The 17,255-nt window shown below is 66.2% G+C and carries 20 protein-coding genes and 1 pseudogene; 5 read left to right on the top strand and 16 right to left on the bottom strand.

Going from position 1 to position 17,255, the window contains the following annotated elements; translation table 11 throughout:
• Positions 1-454 precede the first annotated feature (454 nt).
• The 7 genes from panC to G332_RS0103995 all read right to left on the bottom strand — a co-directional run bounded on the left by panC (position 455) and on the right by G332_RS0103995 (position 5,960).
• On the bottom strand, positions 455-1,333 hold the full coding sequence (panC, locus tag G332_RS0103965; protein ID WP_026340573.1) for a pantoate--beta-alanine ligase: 879 nt from the start codon (positions 1,331-1,333) through the stop codon (positions 455-457).
• Positions 1,334-1,396: 63 nt separating this feature from the next.
• Entirely contained in the window at positions 1,397-2,191 is a 795-nt protein-coding gene (gene panB, locus G332_RS0103970) for a 3-methyl-2-oxobutanoate hydroxymethyltransferase (RefSeq protein ID WP_019625698.1), read from the bottom strand.
• Positions 2,192-2,386: 195 nt separating this feature from the next.
• Positions 2,387-3,037: a deoxynucleoside kinase gene (locus G332_RS0103975; protein ID WP_019625699.1), complete on the bottom strand. Its 651-nt coding sequence runs from the start codon at positions 3,035-3,037 to the stop codon at positions 2,387-2,389.
• Positions 3,034-3,576, bottom strand: a complete 543-nt coding sequence (gene folK, locus G332_RS0103980) for a 2-amino-4-hydroxy-6-hydroxymethyldihydropteridine diphosphokinase (RefSeq protein WP_019625700.1) — start codon at positions 3,574-3,576, stop codon at positions 3,034-3,036. The genes G332_RS0103975 and folK overlap by 4 nt, the downstream gene beginning before the upstream one ends.
• Positions 3,573-5,000 carry a polynucleotide adenylyltransferase PcnB gene (gene pcnB, locus G332_RS0103985; RefSeq protein ID WP_026340574.1) on the bottom strand — a complete coding sequence of 476 codons (1,428 nt, stop codon included), beginning with the start codon at positions 4,998-5,000 and terminating at the stop codon, positions 3,573-3,575. The genes folK and pcnB overlap by 4 nt, the downstream gene beginning before the upstream one ends.
• A gap of 64 nt (positions 5,001-5,064) precedes the next feature.
• Positions 5,065-5,523 (bottom strand): NUDIX hydrolase, encoded by a 459-nt coding sequence (locus tag G332_RS0103990; RefSeq protein ID WP_019625702.1) that lies wholly within the window; start codon positions 5,521-5,523, stop codon positions 5,065-5,067.
• Complete coding sequence (locus G332_RS0103995; RefSeq protein ID WP_019625703.1) at positions 5,520-5,960, bottom strand: RNA-binding S4 domain-containing protein; 441 nt, start codon at positions 5,958-5,960, stop codon at positions 5,520-5,522. Before G332_RS0103995 ends, G332_RS0103990 begins: the two co-directional genes overlap by 4 nt.
• Positions 5,961-6,075: 115 nt before the next feature.
• Here G332_RS0103995 and G332_RS0104000 point away from each other — a divergent pair, with 115 nt between their 5' ends.
• Positions 6,076-6,765 carry a glutathione S-transferase family protein gene (locus G332_RS0104000; RefSeq protein ID WP_019625704.1) on the top strand — a complete coding sequence of 230 codons (690 nt, stop codon included), beginning with the start codon at positions 6,076-6,078 and terminating at the stop codon, positions 6,763-6,765.
• A 408-nt stretch (positions 6,766-7,173) separates the two neighbouring features.
• Positions 7,174-7,379, top strand: a pseudogene (locus tag G332_RS13855) (hypothetical protein).
• A gap of 298 nt (positions 7,380-7,677) precedes the next feature.
• On the opposite strand, the gene fur reads toward G332_RS13855, so the two are convergent.
• Positions 7,678-8,103, bottom strand: a complete 426-nt coding sequence (fur, locus tag G332_RS0104010; protein ID WP_019625706.1) for a ferric iron uptake transcriptional regulator — start codon at positions 8,101-8,103, stop codon at positions 7,678-7,680.
• A 97-nt stretch (positions 8,104-8,200) separates the two neighbouring features.
• Here fur and G332_RS0104015 point away from each other — a divergent pair, with 97 nt between their 5' ends.
• Positions 8,201-8,563, top strand: a complete 363-nt coding sequence (locus G332_RS0104015) for an outer membrane protein assembly factor BamE (protein ID WP_019625707.1) — start codon at positions 8,201-8,203, stop codon at positions 8,561-8,563.
• 29 nt (positions 8,564-8,592) lie between these two features.
• On the opposite strand, the gene G332_RS0104020 is transcribed toward G332_RS0104015, so the two are convergent.
• The 3 genes from G332_RS0104020 to G332_RS0104030 are packed head-to-tail and all read right to left on the bottom strand — an operon-like array spanning position 8,593 to position 10,761.
• Complete coding sequence (locus G332_RS0104020; RefSeq protein ID WP_019625708.1) at positions 8,593-8,934, bottom strand: RnfH family protein; 342 nt, start codon at positions 8,932-8,934, stop codon at positions 8,593-8,595.
• Between the two features lie 28 nt (positions 8,935-8,962).
• A complete protein-coding gene (locus G332_RS0104025) occupies positions 8,963-9,403 on the bottom strand; it encodes a type II toxin-antitoxin system RatA family toxin (RefSeq protein WP_019625709.1) in 441 nt (146 codons plus the stop codon).
• On the bottom strand, positions 9,403-10,761 hold the full coding sequence (locus G332_RS0104030) for a sodium-dependent transporter (RefSeq protein ID WP_019625710.1): 1,359 nt from the start codon (positions 10,759-10,761) through the stop codon (positions 9,403-9,405). The genes G332_RS0104025 and G332_RS0104030 overlap by 1 nt, the downstream gene beginning before the upstream one ends.
• A 197-nt stretch (positions 10,762-10,958) precedes the next feature.
• Between G332_RS0104030 and smpB the strand changes: the two genes are divergently transcribed.
• Positions 10,959-11,438, top strand: a complete 480-nt coding sequence (gene smpB, locus G332_RS0104035; RefSeq protein WP_019625711.1) for an SsrA-binding protein SmpB — start codon at positions 10,959-10,961, stop codon at positions 11,436-11,438.
• A 287-nt stretch (positions 11,439-11,725) separates the two neighbouring features.
• Here smpB and dnaQ read toward each other — a convergent pair whose 3' ends face one another.
• From dnaQ to G332_RS0104050, 3 genes are read right to left on the bottom strand one after another with little or no spacing between them, the layout of a single operon-like run.
• Positions 11,726-12,436: a DNA polymerase III subunit epsilon gene (gene dnaQ, locus G332_RS0104040; protein WP_019625712.1), complete on the bottom strand. Its 711-nt coding sequence runs from the start codon at positions 12,434-12,436 to the stop codon at positions 11,726-11,728.
• A gap of 10 nt (positions 12,437-12,446) precedes the next feature.
• A complete protein-coding gene (gene rnhA / locus G332_RS0104045; protein ID WP_019625713.1) occupies positions 12,447-12,908 on the bottom strand; it encodes a ribonuclease HI in 462 nt (153 codons plus the stop codon).
• The gene (locus tag G332_RS0104050) at positions 12,901-13,662 is read right to left on the bottom strand and encodes a hypothetical protein (RefSeq protein ID WP_026340576.1); all 762 of its coding nucleotides are present in this window, start codon (positions 13,660-13,662) and stop codon (positions 12,901-12,903) included. The genes rnhA and G332_RS0104050 overlap by 8 nt, the downstream gene beginning before the upstream one ends.
• On the opposite strand from G332_RS0104050, the gene G332_RS0104055 reads away from it, so the two are divergent.
• Entirely contained in the window at positions 13,661-15,229 is a 1,569-nt protein-coding gene (locus G332_RS0104055) for a LysM peptidoglycan-binding domain-containing protein (protein WP_019625715.1), read from the top strand. The genes G332_RS0104050 and G332_RS0104055 overlap by 2 nt on opposite strands.
• Before the next feature lie 345 nt (positions 15,230-15,574).
• Here the strand turns inward: G332_RS0104055 and hflX are convergent, their stop codons facing one another.
• On the bottom strand, positions 15,575-16,918 hold the full coding sequence (gene hflX / locus G332_RS0104060) for a ribosome rescue GTPase HflX (RefSeq protein ID WP_019625716.1): 1,344 nt from the start codon (positions 16,916-16,918) through the stop codon (positions 15,575-15,577).
• Between the two features lie 24 nt (positions 16,919-16,942).
• Entirely contained in the window at positions 16,943-17,197 is a 255-nt protein-coding gene (gene hfq / locus G332_RS0104065) for an RNA chaperone Hfq (protein WP_019625717.1), read from the bottom strand.
• Positions 17,198-17,255: the final 58 nt, after the last annotated feature.

A 17,255-nucleotide genomic window follows, 5' to 3' on the forward strand; every position in this document is an offset into this window, starting at 1 on the left:
GCCCCGGCGCCGTGGCAAGCCCGGTTGGGTCACGCTCTCCCCGCCTTCCTGTCAATCGGCCTTGAACCGCTTCGTGCCAGGGAGACGCTGATTGAAACGCACGTCCGCGCTCGAGTCGCTTTTGTGTGCGTTCAATGCGCGGTGACGGCCGTGCAGTCATTCGCGCAAGGGAACCGCAACGCCGCTCCCACGCCCGTTGTTGCTCAAAAACGGGCGACCGAGCCGCTGCTTTCAATAGCTTGTGGGGTTGGTGCCCCCCCCGATTCTGAATGAATATGGCCCGATCCTGCGTTGCGCCCCGCATCCATCAGAAACGGGCGGGTAGAACCTCTACCCGCTGTTTGAGGCGCCTTGTCTCGGAACGCTTGTCTCCAGAAACTGGGGGCGCCCACGCGGACGTGGGATTCAATCAGCGTCTCCCTGGCGCGGGCTTCGTGGTGACAAAACGATGGGCTCAGTCGGTGCGGGTGCGGACATTGTCAATCAGACGCACGTCCTCCAGCCAGGCCGCGGCCAGGACCACCAGGTCCTGTTCCGCCAGCGGCACCCCCGCTTCCGGCTCCAGCAGGTCATCGACGCGCCGGATCGACAGGTATTCCGGATCGAACCCGGCCGCGCGCAGGCGCTCGCAGGCGCGCCCCTCCACTTCGGGGACACGATCGGCCTCGAATACGGTCGCGGTGCGGCAAACGCTGGCGACCTCGTCCAGCACCCGCTTGAGTGCGGGCGCCACGGAGCGCGCCGATTCGGGCAACTGGCTGTTGCGCGAGCTGAAGGCCAGCCCGTCCGGCTCGCGCACGATGGGGACCGCCTCCACCCGGGTCGGGATGTCCAGACCCTGCACCATGCGTTCGATCAGTTTGAACTGCTGGTAGTCCTTCTCGCCGAACAGGGCCAGGTCGGGCCGCACCAGGTTAAACAGCTTGGTCACCACGGTTGCCACGCCATCAAAATGCCCCGGACGGTAGGCGCCTTCCAGGATCTCCGACAGCACCGGCACCACCACTCGCACCGGGGACACCCCGTCATCGGGGTACATGTCCTCGCTACTGGGGCAGAACAGCGCATCGACACCGGCATCGGCCGCCAGCCGGGCATCCGCCTCCAGAGTGCGCGGATAGCGTTCCAGGTCCTCGACGCGATCAAACTGCAGCGGGTTCACGAAGATCGACACCACCACCTGCTGGGCGCGCGCCCGCGCATGGCGAATCAGGGTCAAATGACCCTCGTGGAGATTGCCCATGGTGGGCACCAGCGCCACGGTGCCGCGCCCCTTACGCGACCACTCTTGATGCATGGCGACCAACTGTCGCCGATCACGCAGTATTCTCATGCGTCAGGTCCGTCCTGGTCCCGGGGGAGACACGGATAAAGGGGCAGCATGGATCCGTGTCTCCTAACGGAAGGTATGCACACCGGACTGCGGAAACGCTCGCGTGCGTACGGCCTCGCAGTACGCCTTTACCGCACCCTCCAGGGAACCGCCATCGGCGAGGAAGTCCCGTGCGAAACGCGGCGGCTCCGGCGTCAGGCCGAGCACATCGGACAGCACCAGCACCTGGCCATCGCAGCGGGGGCTGGCACCGATACCGATCACGGGCACCCCGGCACTGCGCACAATGGCATCGGCCAGACTCTCCGGGATGCCTTCCAGCAGCAGGGCCTGCGCGCCGACATCCTCCAGACGTGCGGCCAGCGATTCCATCTCCGCCGCCGCCCTCGGGTCGCGTCCCTGGACCCGGTGTCCGCCAAAGCGATGCACGGCCTGCGGTGTCAGCCCCAGGTGGGCGCAGACGGGGATCCCGGCGGCAACCAGCCGCTCGACGACCGGCACCTCGATCGCACCACACTCGATCTTGACCATGTGCGCCCCCGCGCGCAGCAGCGCCCCGGCCTGGGCCAGCGCGGTGGCCGGATCCACGTCGCCCAGGAACGGGATGTCCGCCATGATCAGGGCCTGCGTGCTGCCGCGGGCCACACCGGCAACGTGGTAGACCATGTCCTCCAGCGTAACCGGCAGGGTAGTCGCATGACCCTGGACCACCATGCCCAGGGAATCGCCCACCAGGATCACATCCACCCCGCAGCGGTCCAGAAGACCAGCAAAGGCCGCATCATAGGCCGTCAGGCAGGTAATAGGCTCGCCGGCCTCCTTGCGTCTTGCCAGGGTATTCACGGTAATCGGCCGCATCCTCATGCCTCCCCGGGCAGTCCGGCTCGCCTGGGAGCCTGTCGGGTTTGGGACAGATCTGCTGCGCGTACAGGGGAACGGTCCCCGTTTCCGCTCGTTCTCGTTACATCGTCCCCGCTACACGCATCAAGAGACCCAAAAGAGGGCCTCACGCCCCCAACACGCTCGCGACGATTGCCCAAAACTGACAGGCCCCTAGAGCGAGATCGGCAACGGATTGAAGTAGTGCCGTCCACCCTGAACCGACTCCAGAAACTGCATCAACTGGTCGAAATCGGCCGGGTTGTGTACCCAGTCGATCTCGGTGGCGTTCACGATCACGAGTGCCGGCCCCTCGAAATGATAGAAGAACTCCGCGTAGGCGGCGTTCAGCCGTTCCAGGTAACCGCCATGGATGTGACGTTCATACGGTCGGGCCCGCTGCCGGATGCGTTCCTGCAACACATCCACCGGCGCCTGCAGATAGATCACCAGATCCGGCTGCGGCAGCCCGCCACGCAGGTGGCGGAACATCTCGCGATAGATCTCCAGTTCGTCCGGGTGGAGATTCAGCTCGGCAAACAGCGGGTCCTTGTCCATCAGGTAATCGGATACGTGTCGCTGCTCGAACAGGCCCTTCTGCGCCATCGGCGTCAGCTGGCGCACACGCTGCACCAGAAAATGCAGCTGGGTCGCCAGGGCATGCTTGCCCGGGTCCTGATAAAAACGGTCAAGAAACGGGTTCTCGTCGGGGGCCTCGAAGATACCCTCGGCCCCGAGGTGTTCGGCCAGCCGCTGCGCCAGGCTCGACTTTCCGACACCGATGGGACCCTCCACCGCGATAAAGTCGAAATCACCGAGGCTCATCCGCGGCCCTCCGCGATCGCCTTGTCTTCCCCCGGCTCCTTGATCGGTATCAGCCCTGCGCCGTCGAAGCGCTGCGCGAGCGGTTCCAGCGCACCCAGGCCCGGGATTCGCAGCCCCGGCGCCAGTTCCAGCAGAGGAAGCACCACGAAGTCCCGTTCGGCGATACCGGTGTGCGGCACCTGCAGCCCGGGCAGTTCCAGCTGCCGGTCGCCGAACAGCAGCAGATCCAGGTCCAGAAGCCGCGGCCCCCAGCGGGTGCCGTCACGCTCGCGGCCGCAGGCGCATTCGATCGCCTGCAACCCCTCCAGCAATTCCAGAGGCGCCAGGCGTGTCTGCAGACGGGCCACCGCGTTTACATAGTCGGGCTGGTCCTGGGGGCCCATCGGCGGGTTGCGAAACAGGCGTGACCGACCGGTCAGGCGCGTCTGTGGCAGATCGCGGGCCAGACGCACAAACGATTCGCGAACCTGGGCCTCGGGATCGCCCAGGTTCGCACCAATACCAATATAGGCCTGAACGCCACTACTGGTGGTGGTCATTCGCTACCCCCCTGATCGCCCCCGGAAGGGGAATTGCCGCTGCCACCGTCCTGGCCGCCGCCCCCGGAATCACCCTTGCGGCCACGCCGGCGCCGACGACCGCCACGACGCGCGCGGCCCTTGGGGCCTTTCCCTGAAGCCGTGCCCGCCAGGGCCTTCTGCCCGGCCTCGTCCTGCTCCTGAAGCTCGGTCCACCAGCGGCACAACTCCGGATCGGCATCCCCGGCGCGGGCGCGCAGACACAGGAAGTCATAGCCGGCGCGAAACCGCGGATGCGTCAGCAGACGCAGTGCGCGCCCGCCCCGGGAACGCTCCAGCCGGGCCTGCAGCTCCCAGATCTCGCGCACGACCAGGCTGAACCGTTTGGGGATCGAGACCGTCTTCACCTGACGATCCAGCACCTCGGCCATCGCCTGTTGCCAGGCCGGGATCTCCTGCTCCCCGGCCTCGATGCGCGCCGCCGCCTCCACCTGAACCGGGGCCCACAGGATCGCCGCGTAGAGAAAGGCCGGATTGACACCCAGCCCCTCGTTGATGCGCTTGTCGGTATTCAGCAGCGATTCGACCAGGAACTGGCGACGATCGGCCCCCGTCTCCGGGTCGGCGAAGCACGCGGCCGCCTCCGGGAACATGGGCGCGAACAGCCCGAAGCGTTCCAGCTCGTCCAGACAGGTGACCGCCGCACCGCTGTGGAACAGCTTGATCACCTCGTCGAACAGACGCGCCGGCGCCACGGTCTGCATCAGCGTGGCCACATCCCGGATGCCCGCCTCGACCTCGGGGGCAATACGCAGCCCCAGCTTGGCGGAGAAGCGCACCGCGCGCAGCATGCGCACCGGGTCCTCGCGCAGGCGCGTCTCGACATCATCCCCGATCAAGCGCAACACCCCCGCGCGCAGGTCCTCGACGCCGCCGGTGTAATCCAGCACCGAGAAATCCTCGATGTCGTAATACAGTGCGTTCACGCTGAAGTCGCGCCGCACCGCATCCTGCTCGATCGTGCCGTAGCGGTTGTCGCGCAAGATGCGGCCCTCGTCGGACAAGGCCACCTGCTCGTCACCCTCGGCGTCGTCATGCGGCGCGCGGAAGGTAGCGACCTCGATCATCTCGCGACCGAACAGGACATGTGCCAGACGGAAGCGACGCCCGATCAGACGGCAGTTGCGGAACAGGCCCCGCACCTGTTCCGGCGTCGCATCAGTGGCGACATCGAAATCCTTGGGTTCGCGCCCCAGCAGCAGATCGCGCACGCCGCCCCCCACCAGGCAGGCACGGTAACCGGCCTCCCGCAGGCGGTAGAGCACCTTCAGGGCGTTATCGTCGATCAGGGCGCGCGAGATGCCGTGTTCCGCACGCTCGTAGACGCGCGGTTCCGGCAAGTCGCCGTCGCGACGGGATCGGGTTGCGGGGTCTGCCTGTGTCACTCGAAGCCGTATCGGTGGTCGAAAGGCCCGTATGGTAACAGCTTGGCCCGGTTCATCCCGCTTTTTAAACGCGATGCAGGGCGGCGGTATCGCCGGTCAGACGGTAGCGCAGATAATCATCCAGGATGCGCCGATGATCGAAGACCAGGACCTGGCCCGGATCATCCGGCGCCAGCCAGGCGCAGTCAGCGGCATCGTCGGCCGCCCGCGCCTGGCCCTGACCACGGGCGATGTAGACCGCACTGACGGTGTGTCCGCGTGGATCACGACCGGGGTCGGAATACACACCAAGCAGGGTCTCCAGCGTGACCTCCAGGCCGGTTTCCTCACGCGCCTCGCGTACCGCCGCATGCTCGGTGGTCTCGCCCACATCGACAAAACCACCCGGCAAGGCCCAGCCATGCGGGGGATTACGGCGCTCGATCACCAGCACACGACCCGGCTGCGCCGGGTGATGGATCACCAGGTCGACCGCAAGCCTGGGCGTGACCGGGGCGCCGCCGGCACCTGCGGGTAGACTCATTCGGGGTCGCTCCTGTCACTGGCATCCTGCCGGATAAAACGGCGAATCTTGCGCCGATCACGCTTGTCCGGCCGCCGCCCCGGGGCACTGTCGGCAGCAGCGCGTTCGGCCCGGCGGCGCTCGCCTTCGGCTACGCGCCGGGCCTCGCTTTCGGGGGTCTCGGCATACAGGGTCCGGGCCTCGCTCGCCGGTCGGCGCTGATCATGGAGCGCGACCACGTCCACCTCCCAGACCTGGGGGCCACGATGGATGCTCAGGCGATCACCGGGATGCAGCCGCCGCGCCGGCTTGCAGCGCTCGCCATTCACATGGACCTTGCCGCCACTGACCGCCTCGGTCGCCAGCGCACGGGTCTTGAAGAAACGCGCAGCCCACAGCCACTTGTCGATTCGCAGCCCGGCGCTGCCCGGCGCGTCCGGCCCGTTACCCCTGCCCAAGGGTTCCCCGGGTCGACCGGAGCGGAGACAATGCGCGTTCTTTCCAAGCGAGGAGCCGGCGGGCCGGGGCCACTCGGGACGGCAATCGCCCCACCCGCGGACGCCGAACATCACCATGAATCTGCCGCATCTGCACCTGATCAGTTTCGCTATCTGTCCGTTCGTTCAGCGTAGCGTGATCACGCTGAAATACAAGAAGGTCCCGTTCGAGCTGGACCTGATCAACCTGCTCGACCCACCGGACTGGTTTCGCGAACGCTCGCCGCTGGGCAAGGTCCCCGTGCTGATCGTCGATCGCGAAACCGTCCTGTTCGAATCGGCCGTAATCAATGAGTACATCGATGCCATCACCCCGCCCCCGCTGATGCCGGCGGAGCCGCTGGAACAGGCCCGCACACGCGCCTGGATCGAGTACCTCTCGGAACAGACCCTCGCCCAGTACCAGTGGATGACCGCCAGCACCGAAGACGCCTTCGAGCTGGCACGCCATACCGCCGCTCGCGGCCTGGAGCGCCTGGAACAGCAGATGACGCGGGATGATCACCTGGCCACCCCGGATTTCTCGCTGATCGACGCCGCGCTGGCCCCGATCCTGATGCGCTATACGCTGCTGGAGGATCCGGACAGTCCATGGGAGGCGGATTGCTTCCCGCGGCTGGCCGGGCGCTGGGAAGCTCTGCGTGACATGCCGGCCGTGCGCGACTCCGTGCCAACCGACTTCACCGCGCAGCTGGCCGACTACCTGCGCCAGCGGGAGGGCTTCGCGCCCGCGCATTTCGCGGCGAAGCTCGCCGCATCCACCTGACCCGGGCCTTCCTCGACCACCCGCGCGCGGTTCGGCATCGGGTGTCTGCACTGCCTCCGGCCCGCTTCCTGCCTGGTGGTGGCTGGGCCTGGTTCGGCATCCGGTGTTTACGGTGCCTTCGGTCCGCGACCTGCCAGGCGCTGACTCGCCAGCGCGCCCCGAGTGACTTCTTTGCTCGTGCAAAGAAGTCACCAAGAAACACGCCCGACTGCCGCGACCCCGGCCCGCTGTGCGGGCCGGGGTTTCCCTCGCTCCGAGGGTTTTCGCGGGCGGCGCTGAACTCGCTACGCCTGCGGCTCCGCTCAGACATCCAGCGCCTTGAATCCCGCGAAAACCCTTTCCACTCGGCGCGACGACAACGGGGGGTTAAGGTCAAGACAACGGCCGTCCGGACGTTCTTGCGAATGGATGAAGGCTGGGTCTTCGAACATCCTGGGCACGCTCGGCCTGCGGCCGTTGCGTGCCGCGCCCGCGGCGCGGGCGCCAGGGGCTTTCAAGTGGCAGGGCCGTTGTGGTGTCGCGGGGTCGGAATGCCTTCTGTCTTGACCTTCGCCTCCCGTATGGAGCCCCTCGCGGAGGGCGTGATGGGCCGGGAGAAGGCGCTGGATGTCTGAGCGAAGCCGAAGGCGTAGCGAGTTCAGCGCCACCGGCCCAGCGCGTCCGGAGCGAGGTTCCCGGGCGAAATCCGGGTGCCCTTCTTTGGGTACTTTCTTGGGCAAGCAAGAAAGCCAGTTGTTGATCAAAAACGGGCGGGGCGCGCTGGCGAGTCAGCGCCGGGCAGGCGGCGGACCGAAGGCACCGTAAACACCAAGCGACGAACCAGGACCAGCCTCAACAAGGCAGGCGGTCAAATCAGAGCCACCTGAACGCCCGGGGCCAAACAGCCCTCGGTGCGCAACACCCCGAAAGTGGTCAGGCAGGACGGTACGGACAGGCGCTGTCCAGACAGTCGCCGTACAGGACCAGGGCGTGGTCCTTGATGGAAAAACCGTGTTGCTGGGCAACCTCGCTCTGACGCCGCTCGATGGTCTCGTCGAAGAATTCTTCCACGCGGCCACACTGGTTGCAGACGATATGATCATGATGCCCGCCCCGCTCCAGTTCAAAGACGGCCTGATTGCCCTCCAGGTGCAACCGGCACACCAGCCCCGCGGCCTCGAACTGGGTCAGCACGCGGTAGACCGTCGCCAGACCGATCTCCTCGCCGGAATCCAGCAATTCGCGATAAATCGCCTCGGCACTCAGGTGACGTGTCTCCGAGGTCTCGAGGATCTCGAGGATCTTCATCCTCGGCAGCGTAACCTTGAGCCCCGCCTTCTTGAGGTTGTTTGTCTCCATCACCTGTTTCCTGCGACCACCGGCTTGAGGGCGGCGGTATGCTTTGGTGTACCATGCGCGTTCACGGCCCACTAGACGCCGAGGACCGCCCGTTCAGATGATTAAGATTCTCATTTCTATTGCCGTGGCTGCAAGCCTGCTCAGCGCCTGTGGCGGCTTCAACCAGTTCCGTCTGGACGTGCAGCAAGGCAATGTGATCGATCCAGCCCAGGTCGCCCAGATCCAGCCCGGCATGACACCGCAGCAGGTGCGCTTCCTGATGGGTTCGCCACAGCTGGAGGCCGCATTCCGCGCCGATGATCGCTGGGACTACATCTATCACCGCCGGCCAGGCTTCGGCGCGACCGAACGCCAGCATGTCACGGTCCATTTCGACGACGGCGTAGTCAGCCATGTAGAGGCCAACATCCCGCAGCCCGTGGCGCAGGAAGACCACCCGGTGGACATGAACGCCCACTGACGCCGCGCCGCTCTCCGGCGCACGCCTGATCAGGTTTTCGGGCCGGATGCAGAATCCGGGGTTGTCGCGCCGGCGCCCTCCCCCTTGCTCGGCTTTTTGCGGCCCTTTCCGGCACGCTGGCGGCGCACCTCCTTCGGGTCCGCGAGCAGCGGCCGATAGACCTCGATGCGATCACGCGGCCGCAGTACCGTGTCGCGTCGAGTAATCTTGCCAAAGATCCCGACCTTGACCGTCTCCAGGTCGATCTCGGGGAACTGCTTTTCGATCTCCGACTGCCGCAACGCGGTGTCCACGGTCGTACCCTCGGGCACCACCAGGGGCAGGATGACCTGACGCGCCGGGAGCGCATAGGCGACCTCTACCCGAATCATGCCGTCCTCGGCTGCCGGCGCCGTGGGACTATCCGGCACCGTGCACCTCGCGGGCGCGCTGGACAAAGGCATCCACCAGCGAGTTGGCAATCTGGTTGAACACCGGTCCGATCGCAAACGCCATGATGCGGTTGGCGAACTCGAACTCCAGCTCCAGGGCAATGCGGGTGCGTCCGCCCTCGACCTGGGAGAAGCTCCAGGTCCCGTGCAGCCGCCGGAACGGACCGGAGACCAGACGTATGTCAATACTCTCCGGGCGCTTGAGCGTGTTGCGGGTGGTGAACGACTTGTGCAGCGCCCCCTTGGCCAGCTCGATCGTCCCCTCGACCTCATGTTCACCACGCGGACGCGCGGAGGCACTGCGACACCCCGGCAGGAACTCGGGATAGGCATCGACGTCGTTCACCAGGTTGAACATCTGCTCGCGGGTGTAGGGCACATCCGCGTAGCGTCGAATCTTCGAGGCCATCAAATCAGTTCCACCGCGCGGAGGAACACGAACAGGATCGCGATCGGGGCCACGAAACGGACCAGGAAGTACCACACCTGGTACAAACCGGGGTGCTGCATGCGCAGCTCGGACTGGACCGAACGCTCCGTCATGCGCCAGCCGACGAAGATCGCAATCAGGAAGCCACCCAGCGGCAACAGGATGTTGGCCGTGACATAGTCGAACAGGTCCAGGATGCCCATATCGAACAGGGTGTAGTCAGACCAGACATTCAACGACAGCAGGGCACCGATCCCCAGGAACCAGGCACCGATCGCGATCAGGGTCGTCGCCGTCACCCGCGTCAGCCCCAGATTTTCGACCAGGAAGGCCACGGCCGGCTCGATGATCGAGATCGCCGACGTCCAGGCCGCGAACACCAGCAGCACGAAGAACATGGTGCCGAAATACAGCCCGCCCGGCATGTCGGCAAAGGCCAGCGGCAGCGTCACGAAGATCAGCCCCGGACCCTGCTCGGCCGACAGGCCGGCCCCGAGCACGATGGGGAAGATCGCCAGCCCCGCCATGATCGCAACCAGCGTATCCGCCCCGACCACCGCCGTGGAGGTCCGCGCGATGGAGGCATCACTCTGCAGGTAACTGCCGTAGATCATGATCGCACCCATGCCGAGACTGAGCGTGAAGAACGCCTGCCCCATGGCCAGCAACACCGCGTTCGCAGACAGGGCGGAGAAGTCCGGATACAGCAGGAACTCGAGCCCGGCGAAGAACTGACCCTGAACCATCGCATAGCCAACCATGACCACCAGCATCAGGAACAGCAGCGGCATCAGGATGGTGACGGCCTTCTCCAGGCCCGACTGCACCCCGCGCGCCACCACGATCGCCGTCATCACCATAAAGATCGTATGCCAGGCCAGAAGCGCCTCGGGATCGGCCAGCATGCCACCGAACATCGACTCGGACCCCTCGGCGTCCAGCCCCAGAAAGCCACCGCTCCCCGACTTGAACACGTAGGACAGCGACCAGCCCGCGACCACACTGTAGAACGACAGGATCAGGAAACCGGCCAGTACCCCGATCCACCCGATCATGCCCCAGGCGCGTGACAGCCCCTCCTCGCGCGCCAGCGCCGACATCGTGTTGATCGGACTCTGCCGCCCGCGCCGCCCGAGCATGATCTCGGCCATCATGATCGGCAGACCGATCAACAGGATGCAGCCGAGATACACCAGCACGAAGGCGCCACCACCGTTCTCTCCGGCAATGTAGGGGAAGCGCCAAATATTGCCGAGGCCGACGGCCGAGCCGGTGGCCGCAAGGATAAACGCCAGGCGGGTGGTCCATTGCCCGTGGATCGAGGTCGTGGCAGGCATCAAATGGCTCCTTTTTGAGCGCAGACGAAGGGCACTTGCACGCCCGCCCGCCCCGTGCCCACTCGGGCGCGGCCAGGCGAACGCGGCGCAAAGTCGCTCGGAATTGTGGGGCAGCAGCCAGCGTGGCTCAACTTTCGCCACCCGACGGGTGGTCGTGCACTGCTTCCCGCGGCCACCTGCAGTACACTGCGCAGCCTATGGGAAAGAAGAAGAAACAAGGCGGAGACCCCTCCAGCACCATCGCCCTGAACCGCAAGGCGCGCCACGATTTCTTTATCGAGGACCGTCTGGAAGCCGGACTGGCGCTCGAGGGCTGGGAGGTCAAGTCCATGCGCGCCGGACGCGCGCAGCTAAGCGAATCCTACGTGCTGCTGCGCAACGGCGAGGCCTTCCTGTTCGGTGCGCACATCACCCCCCTGCCCACCGCCTCCACCCATATCCACCCGGACCCGAGCCGCACCCGCAAACTGCTGCTGCATCGCTCCGAGATCAACCGCCTCGTCGGCGCCGTGGAGCGCAAGGGCTATACCCTGGTGCCAATGGCCCTGTACTGGAAGCGTGGCCGCGCCAAGCTCGAGATCGGGCTGGCCAAGGGCAAGAAGGAGTTCGACAAGCGCGCCGCCAAGAAGGACAAGGACTGGGAACGCGAGCGGGCGCGGATTCTGAAGCACGGCTAACGCCGCAGCCCCCCGCCCACCGTCCCCGTTCCGGCTCGCGCCGGGAGTCCCTGCCCCGTCAGTCGCAGTTTCCTGTGCCCTGCTCCAGCCGCCTGCCTTGGTTTGGCTGGCCATATTCAGCATCCGGTGTTTACGATGCCTTCGGTCCGTCGCCTGCCTCGTGGTGGCAGGCGCCGGACCGGGGCCACCGTAAACACCGAGCAACGAACCCGGTCTAGCCACAACACGGCAGGCGGCCGGGGGAACGCATCAGAAGGCCGGAGTAGCGCCAGTGCCGGACGACGGAATCAGGCGTTGGCGCGCCAGCGGCAGGTGCCGCCGGCTGCCTCGTCGAGGGTCTGCAGGAGCGCCTCGTGCGCCGCCAGCTCCTCCGCCGTCGGCTCGATCACAGGCAGCGGCTTGCCCGAACGCCGCGCCTGAACCGGCCCGGCCGCAGCGTCCCCGTCACCCCCGGCATCCAGCGTCAGCGCCACCTGCCCCCCGGTCATCGCCAGATAGACATCCGCCAGCAACTCGGCATCCAGCAAGGCACCATGCAGGGTGCGGCCCGAGCTGTCGACCTCGTAACGCTTGCACAGTGCATCCAGGGAATTGCGTGCCCCCGGGTGCATGCGCCGCGCCATCACCAGCGAATCCAGCACGGTGCAGACCTCGCCCAGCTCGGTCGCCGGTGCCGCATCCCCCAGCAGCCGCAACTCATGGTTGATGAAGCCGACATCGAAGGGGGCGTTATGGATGATCAGTTCCGCTCCGCGCACGAACTCGATAAATTCACCGACCACATCGGCAAAACGCGGCTTGTCGGCGAGGAATTCGTTGGTGATCCCGTGCACTTCGATCGCGCCGGCATCAATCTCCCGATCCGGCTGCAGGTATTCGTGCAGCTTGCGGCCGGTTGGCCGGCGATTATCCAGCTCCAGGCACCCGATCTCGATGATGCGGTGGCCCTCGGCAGGCTCCAGGCCCGTGGTCTCGGTATCCAGCACAATCTGTCGCATGGTGGCTTTCTCAGTTCGGGATGGGTTCGCCGGCCAACAGGGCATCAATGCCGATGTTGGCCAGTTCATCGGCACGCTCGTTCTCCGGGTGACCGCTATGACCACGAACCCAGTACCACTCGATGTCGTGGCGGGCGGCCTGAGTATCCAGCGCTTCCCAGAGGTCGCGGTTCTTGACCGGAGACCCGCTGGCAGACCGCCAGTTGCGCCGTTTCCAGCCCGGCAGCCACTCGGTCACGCCCTGCTTCACGTACTTGGAATCCGTAACCAGCTCCACCGTGCAGGGACGCTTGAGCGTCTCCAGGGCACGGATTGCGGCCGTCAGCTCCATGCGGTTGTTGGTGGTCTCGGGTTCCGCCCCGTACAGCTCGCGCTCGGTGCCCCGGTAGCGCAGGATCGCACCCCAGCCCCCGGGACCGGGATTTCCGCGGCAGGCACCGTCGGTGTAGATATAGACACGCTCGTCAGCCATGAAAACGGCGGGCTCCGGAATGAGGAGAGCGCGAGGATACCAGTCCCGGCCGCAGCGCGGGATTGGGGACCGCAAAGCGGAAGCGACGGGCCGGACGCAGGGGCAGATCCACACGTTTGTGCGCCACAGTCAGGATCATGCTGGCAAGCGGCGGCAGTCCGCGCAGCGACCAGGCATCCATGGGCGCAAGGCGCCTTTGCCAGACCGCCGGCAGCCCCGGCGGCAGCAGGCTCAGGCTCCACTGATCGAGGACCTCGAGATCGGCGGCTTCCAACCATTCGCGGTATTGCCTTCGCCGCAGCCCTTCAGGCAGAGGCGAAGGCCGGACGCCCTGGCGCCCACCCCGCTGCAGGCGGTTGCCTTCCAGCAGGAACACGCGGCCCTCGGGCTCCAGGACGCGCGCCGCCTCGGCCATGACTGTCTCCGGATGCTCGCTTTGCACGCAGGCATGCGCGAGCACAATGCGTCGGGCACAGCCAGATTCCAGTGGCCAGGCCTCCGGGGCCATGCGCAGCACCGGTTGTGCGGGGACGACCCGCACCAGCGGGGCCTGCACGGCATCGCGCTCTTCCAGGATCGGCACCGGGGCCAGCTCTACCGCCAGATCACCAGGGCCGGGATCGCCATAGCGTCGAATCCGTTCCAGCAGGCGTTCGCGAACCCGCTGGCCCTGTGGCTGGCCATACCAGAGCGCCAACCAGTGCAGGAACAGGTCTTGGTGATCCCCCCTCTCTGGTTTATCCTCTAGCCCCATGAAATCACGCCTCCACACGCGGCTTCGGACCGCCCTGATCCTCGGCCTGACGGCCCTGTTCGCCTCTGCCTGTAGCCTACACGACTCCGGGCGCACGCTGGGCACCGATCAGCCAGACGTTGAACCGCGCACCACCGAAGATGTGCAGGCAGCCATGCAGCGCCAGCGCCGCGATGCAGCACAACGCGCCGAGGAAACCGACGACCTGTGGGAGCGGGCCCGACTGGGGTTCGGTTTCAGCGAAGCGCTGGACCATGAACGCGTGGATCGCTACATCGAACACTACCGCGACCACCCGCGCATCATCGAATACTCCACCCGGCGCGCGGAACCGTTTGCCTATTTCATCCTGTCCGAGATTGAGGCGCGCGACATGCCCGCCGAGCTCCTGCTGCTCCCGATCGTGGAGAGCGGCTTTGTCGCGCAGGCAACCTCGGGCAGCAGCGCCGCCGGGATCTGGCAGTTCATGCCGGCGACCGGCGACTATTTCGATCTGACACGCGACCATTGGTACGACGGCCGCCGCGACGTCTACAAGTCCACCCTCGCCGCCCTGGACTACCTGCAGGCACTGCACCGCCGCTTCGACGACTGGTATCTGGCGCTGGCAGCCTACAACTATGGTCAAGGCAACCTCCAGCGCGCAATCAACCGCAACGCGGCGCGCGGCGAGCCCACCGATTACTGGAGCCTGGACCTGCCCTCCGAGCCCACCGGGTACGTACCGCGCCTGCTTGCCCTGCGCCACCTCTTCCTGGAGCCGGACGCCCACGACATCGCGATCACGCCCATCGCCAACAAACCGGCCCTGGAGATGATCAAACCCGGCCGTCAGGCGGACTTCTCGCTGATTGCGGAGCTGGTGGACATGGACACCGAGACCCTCAAGGCGCTCAATCCCGGGTACCACCGGCATGCCACCCACCCCGGGGGCGCGCAGCACCTGTTCGTACCCCGCGAGGTCATGCCGAGACTGCAGACCGCACTGGAGGCACGCAGTGATGAACCGCTGATGCGATTCCGCGAGTACACCGTGCGCAGCGGCGACAACCTTGGGCGCATCGCCAGGCGCGCCGGGACCCGCGTCACGGTGTTGCGCGACATGAACGACCTCGATGGCGACCTGATCCGTGTCGGCCAGACCCTGCGTCTGCCGGCCAGCACCCACGACGACGCCACCACCCACGTGGCCGGGGGCGACACGACCACCGCCGAGGACTACGAGGTACAGCCCGGGGACAGCCTGTGGCACATCAGCCAGCGTACCGGCATGTCGATCAGCGCATTGCGCTCGATCAACGGGCTCGAACCGGGCTCGATCCTGCGACCCGGTGACACCCTGAAGGTCGTGCGGGCCGATCCCGACCGCGGCCGCGATGGCCAGCGCATCGAATACCAGGTGCGCCCGGGCGACTCCCTTTCCACCATCGCCCGACGTCATCAGGTCAGCATCCCCGACCTGCGTCGCTGGAACGGCCTCAACGGGGACAGCATCCGCGCGGGCGAGACCCTGACCGTGTACCTGGCCAGCGCCGATCACGAACAGATCGCCCAGAGCGACGCCTGAACCGTCACTACGGCCCGGGAGCCTGACGGATCGGCTGCGCCCGGGCAGGAGTCGGCCGTACAGGGGGATGTTCCGATGAAGCCCCGTATCGGGCCATCAGGCGTACGGAGGAACATCCTGGGCGCGGACAAGCGACCCGCAGGGGCACCCGCGAGGGCGGGTACCCTTCATGATGAAACATCCTGGTTAGAAACGACGGTCAGCCCGCCTCGGGCTTGTTGACGCTCACCGGGCCGGCACCCTGCCCCATTGGCGCACGTCCCTTAATGAGATTCGCTGAGTTCGTCCTATCCTGTGCCCCCCGGGGGCGGCGGACTCTCGTTGCGAAACAGGTAAAATTTCGGGCTAATGCCCCGCCGGCCGGGCATCGTCGGGAGCGCCGGACTGCAGGTGGACGCGCTCGGGGTCCAGGCCGGCGGCACTGAATAGCTGCTCGAAGCGCCGCTGCGGCAGCTGCAGGCGTAACTGAATGCTCCCGTCCGGCGCCGTCTGCTCGGCCTCCACGGCCTTCTCCCCGTACAGCTGCGCGCGCAGCCGCCCCGCGGCGGCCGGGAGCTCCACCCAGCCCTGCACCATGGCCTCGGTGAAGGTCTCGGCCAGACGCTGCTCCAGCCGCCCGACACCCTCACCGGTACGCGCCGATAACCAGAAGGCATCGTCCGCAAGCCCGAAGCGCTGGTCCGGATCCGCGGCCGGGTTATCCAGCTGGTCGATCTTGTTGTAGACCCGCCAGCACGGGACCTCCTCGGCGCCAATCTCCTTCAGCACGTCCTCGACCTGGCGGATGCGCGCCTCGCGCTCGGGATCGGCGGCGTCGATCACGTGCAGCAGCAGGGCCGCCTCGCGGGTCTCGGTCAGTGTAGCCTTGAAGGCTGCAACCAGCTCGTGTGGAAGATCGCGCACGAAACCAACCGTGTCCGCCAGGATCAGCGACTGGTGCGGCGCCAGATCCAGACGGCGCAGGGTCGGATCCAGGGTCGCGAACAGCTGGTCTGCCTGATAGACGTCGGAGTGTGTCAGGCGGTTGAACAGGGTGGACTTGCCGGCATTGGTATACCCCACCAGCGAGACCGTCGGGATCTCGTTGCGCAGCCGCGCCTGACGCCCCTGCTCGCGGGTGCGCTCGACCTTCTCCAGACGCCGCTCGATGTGCTTGATGCGTCCGGCCAGCAGGCGGCGGTCGGTCTCCAGCTGGGTCTCCCCCGGGCCGCGCAGTCCGATCCCGCCCTTCTGCCGTTCGAGATGAGTCCAGCCGCGCACCAGGCGCGTGGACATGTGACGCAACTGCGCCAGCTCCACCTGCAGCTTGCCTTCGTGGGAACGCGCACGCTGGGCGAAGATATCGAGGATCAGGCCGGAGCGGTCCAGCACCCGGCACTGCAAATGCTTCTCCAGGTTGCGCTCCTGGCTGGGCGACAGCGCGTGGTTGAAGATGACCACGTCCGCCTCGAACGCGCGCACGGCCTCACGGATCTCGTCCGCCTTGCCGGCCCCAACGAACAAACGGGGATGCGGACGGTCCCGCGATCCGCGCACCAATGCCCGCACCTCAGCGCCGGCCGAGCGCACCAGCTCGTCGAATTCCTGGACCTGGGCCTCAACATCGGGGTTATCCCCGATATTCAGCGCCACCAGGACCGCTGCGTTACCAACGGCGGCGTCACCGCCACTCTCGGGACGATCAAACAAGCGGGTGCGAACCTCGGATCATGTTCAGGCGTCGTCCCCGGCAGGGGCCGCCTGTTCTTTCTCGTTGCCCATAACTACCTGACGGGCGGGGACGATAGTGGAGATCGCATGCTTGTAGACCATCTGCGATACCGTGCTGCGCAGCAGAACCACGAACTGGTCGAAGGATTCGATCTGCCCCTGCAGCTTGATCCCGTTCACCAGGTAAATCGAGACCGGGATACGATCCCGCCGCAGCGCATTCAGAAAAGGCTCCTGCAACATTTGCCCTTTGGCCATCGGTGCATTCCTTGATCGTTATTTTTGGCGCCCGACCCATTCGGCACCCGCCCATTCG

It is taken from the genome of Thioalkalivibrio sp. ALJT, assembly GCF_000381825.1.
Classification (GTDB): domain Bacteria; phylum Pseudomonadota; class Gammaproteobacteria; order Ectothiorhodospirales; family Ectothiorhodospiraceae; genus Thioalkalivibrio.

What these genes read in the sequence shown, in the direction of transcription:
- G332_RS0104025 (WP_019625709.1), bottom strand. Translation starts at nt 9,403, where the DNA reads ATGGCCTCGAAGATTCGACGCTACGCGGATGTGCCCTACACCCGCGAG.
- panC (WP_026340573.1), bottom strand. Translation starts at nt 1,333, where the DNA reads ATGAGAATACTGCGTGATCGGCGACAGTTGGTCGCCATGCATCAAGAG.
- G332_RS0104030 (WP_019625710.1), bottom strand. Translation starts at nt 10,761, where the DNA reads ATGCCTGCCACGACCTCGATCCACGGGCAATGGACCACCCGCCTGGCG.
- smpB (WP_019625711.1), top strand. Translation starts at nt 10,959, where the DNA reads ATGGGAAAGAAGAAGAAACAAGGCGGAGACCCCTCCAGCACCATCGCC.
- folK (WP_019625700.1), bottom strand. Translation starts at nt 3,576, where the DNA reads ATGACCACCACCAGTAGTGGCGTTCAGGCCTATATTGGTATTGGTGCG.
- G332_RS0104055 (WP_019625715.1), top strand. Translation starts at nt 13,661, where the DNA reads ATGAAATCACGCCTCCACACGCGGCTTCGGACCGCCCTGATCCTCGGC.
- dnaQ (WP_019625712.1), bottom strand. Translation starts at nt 12,436, where the DNA reads ATGCGACAGATTGTGCTGGATACCGAGACCACGGGCCTGGAGCCTGCC.
- G332_RS0104015 (WP_019625707.1), top strand. Translation starts at nt 8,201, where the DNA reads ATGATTAAGATTCTCATTTCTATTGCCGTGGCTGCAAGCCTGCTCAGC.
- panB (WP_019625698.1), bottom strand. Translation starts at nt 2,191, where the DNA reads ATGCGGCCGATTACCGTGAATACCCTGGCAAGACGCAAGGAGGCCGGC.
- G332_RS0104050 (WP_026340576.1), bottom strand. Translation starts at nt 13,662, where the DNA reads ATGGGGCTAGAGGATAAACCAGAGAGGGGGGATCACCAAGACCTGTTC.
- rnhA (WP_019625713.1), bottom strand. Translation starts at nt 12,908, where the DNA reads ATGGCTGACGAGCGTGTCTATATCTACACCGACGGTGCCTGCCGCGGA.
- fur (WP_019625706.1), bottom strand. Translation starts at nt 8,103, where the DNA reads ATGGAGACAAACAACCTCAAGAAGGCGGGGCTCAAGGTTACGCTGCCG.
- G332_RS0103990 (WP_019625702.1), bottom strand. Translation starts at nt 5,523, where the DNA reads ATGAGTCTACCCGCAGGTGCCGGCGGCGCCCCGGTCACGCCCAGGCTT.
- G332_RS0104020 (WP_019625708.1), bottom strand. Translation starts at nt 8,934, where the DNA reads ATGATTCGGGTAGAGGTCGCCTATGCGCTCCCGGCGCGTCAGGTCATC.
- G332_RS0103975 (WP_019625699.1), bottom strand. Translation starts at nt 3,037, where the DNA reads ATGAGCCTCGGTGATTTCGACTTTATCGCGGTGGAGGGTCCCATCGGT.
- G332_RS0104000 (WP_019625704.1), top strand. Translation starts at nt 6,076, where the DNA reads ATGAATCTGCCGCATCTGCACCTGATCAGTTTCGCTATCTGTCCGTTC.
- hfq (WP_019625717.1), bottom strand. Translation starts at nt 17,197, where the DNA reads ATGGCCAAAGGGCAAATGTTGCAGGAGCCTTTTCTGAATGCGCTGCGG.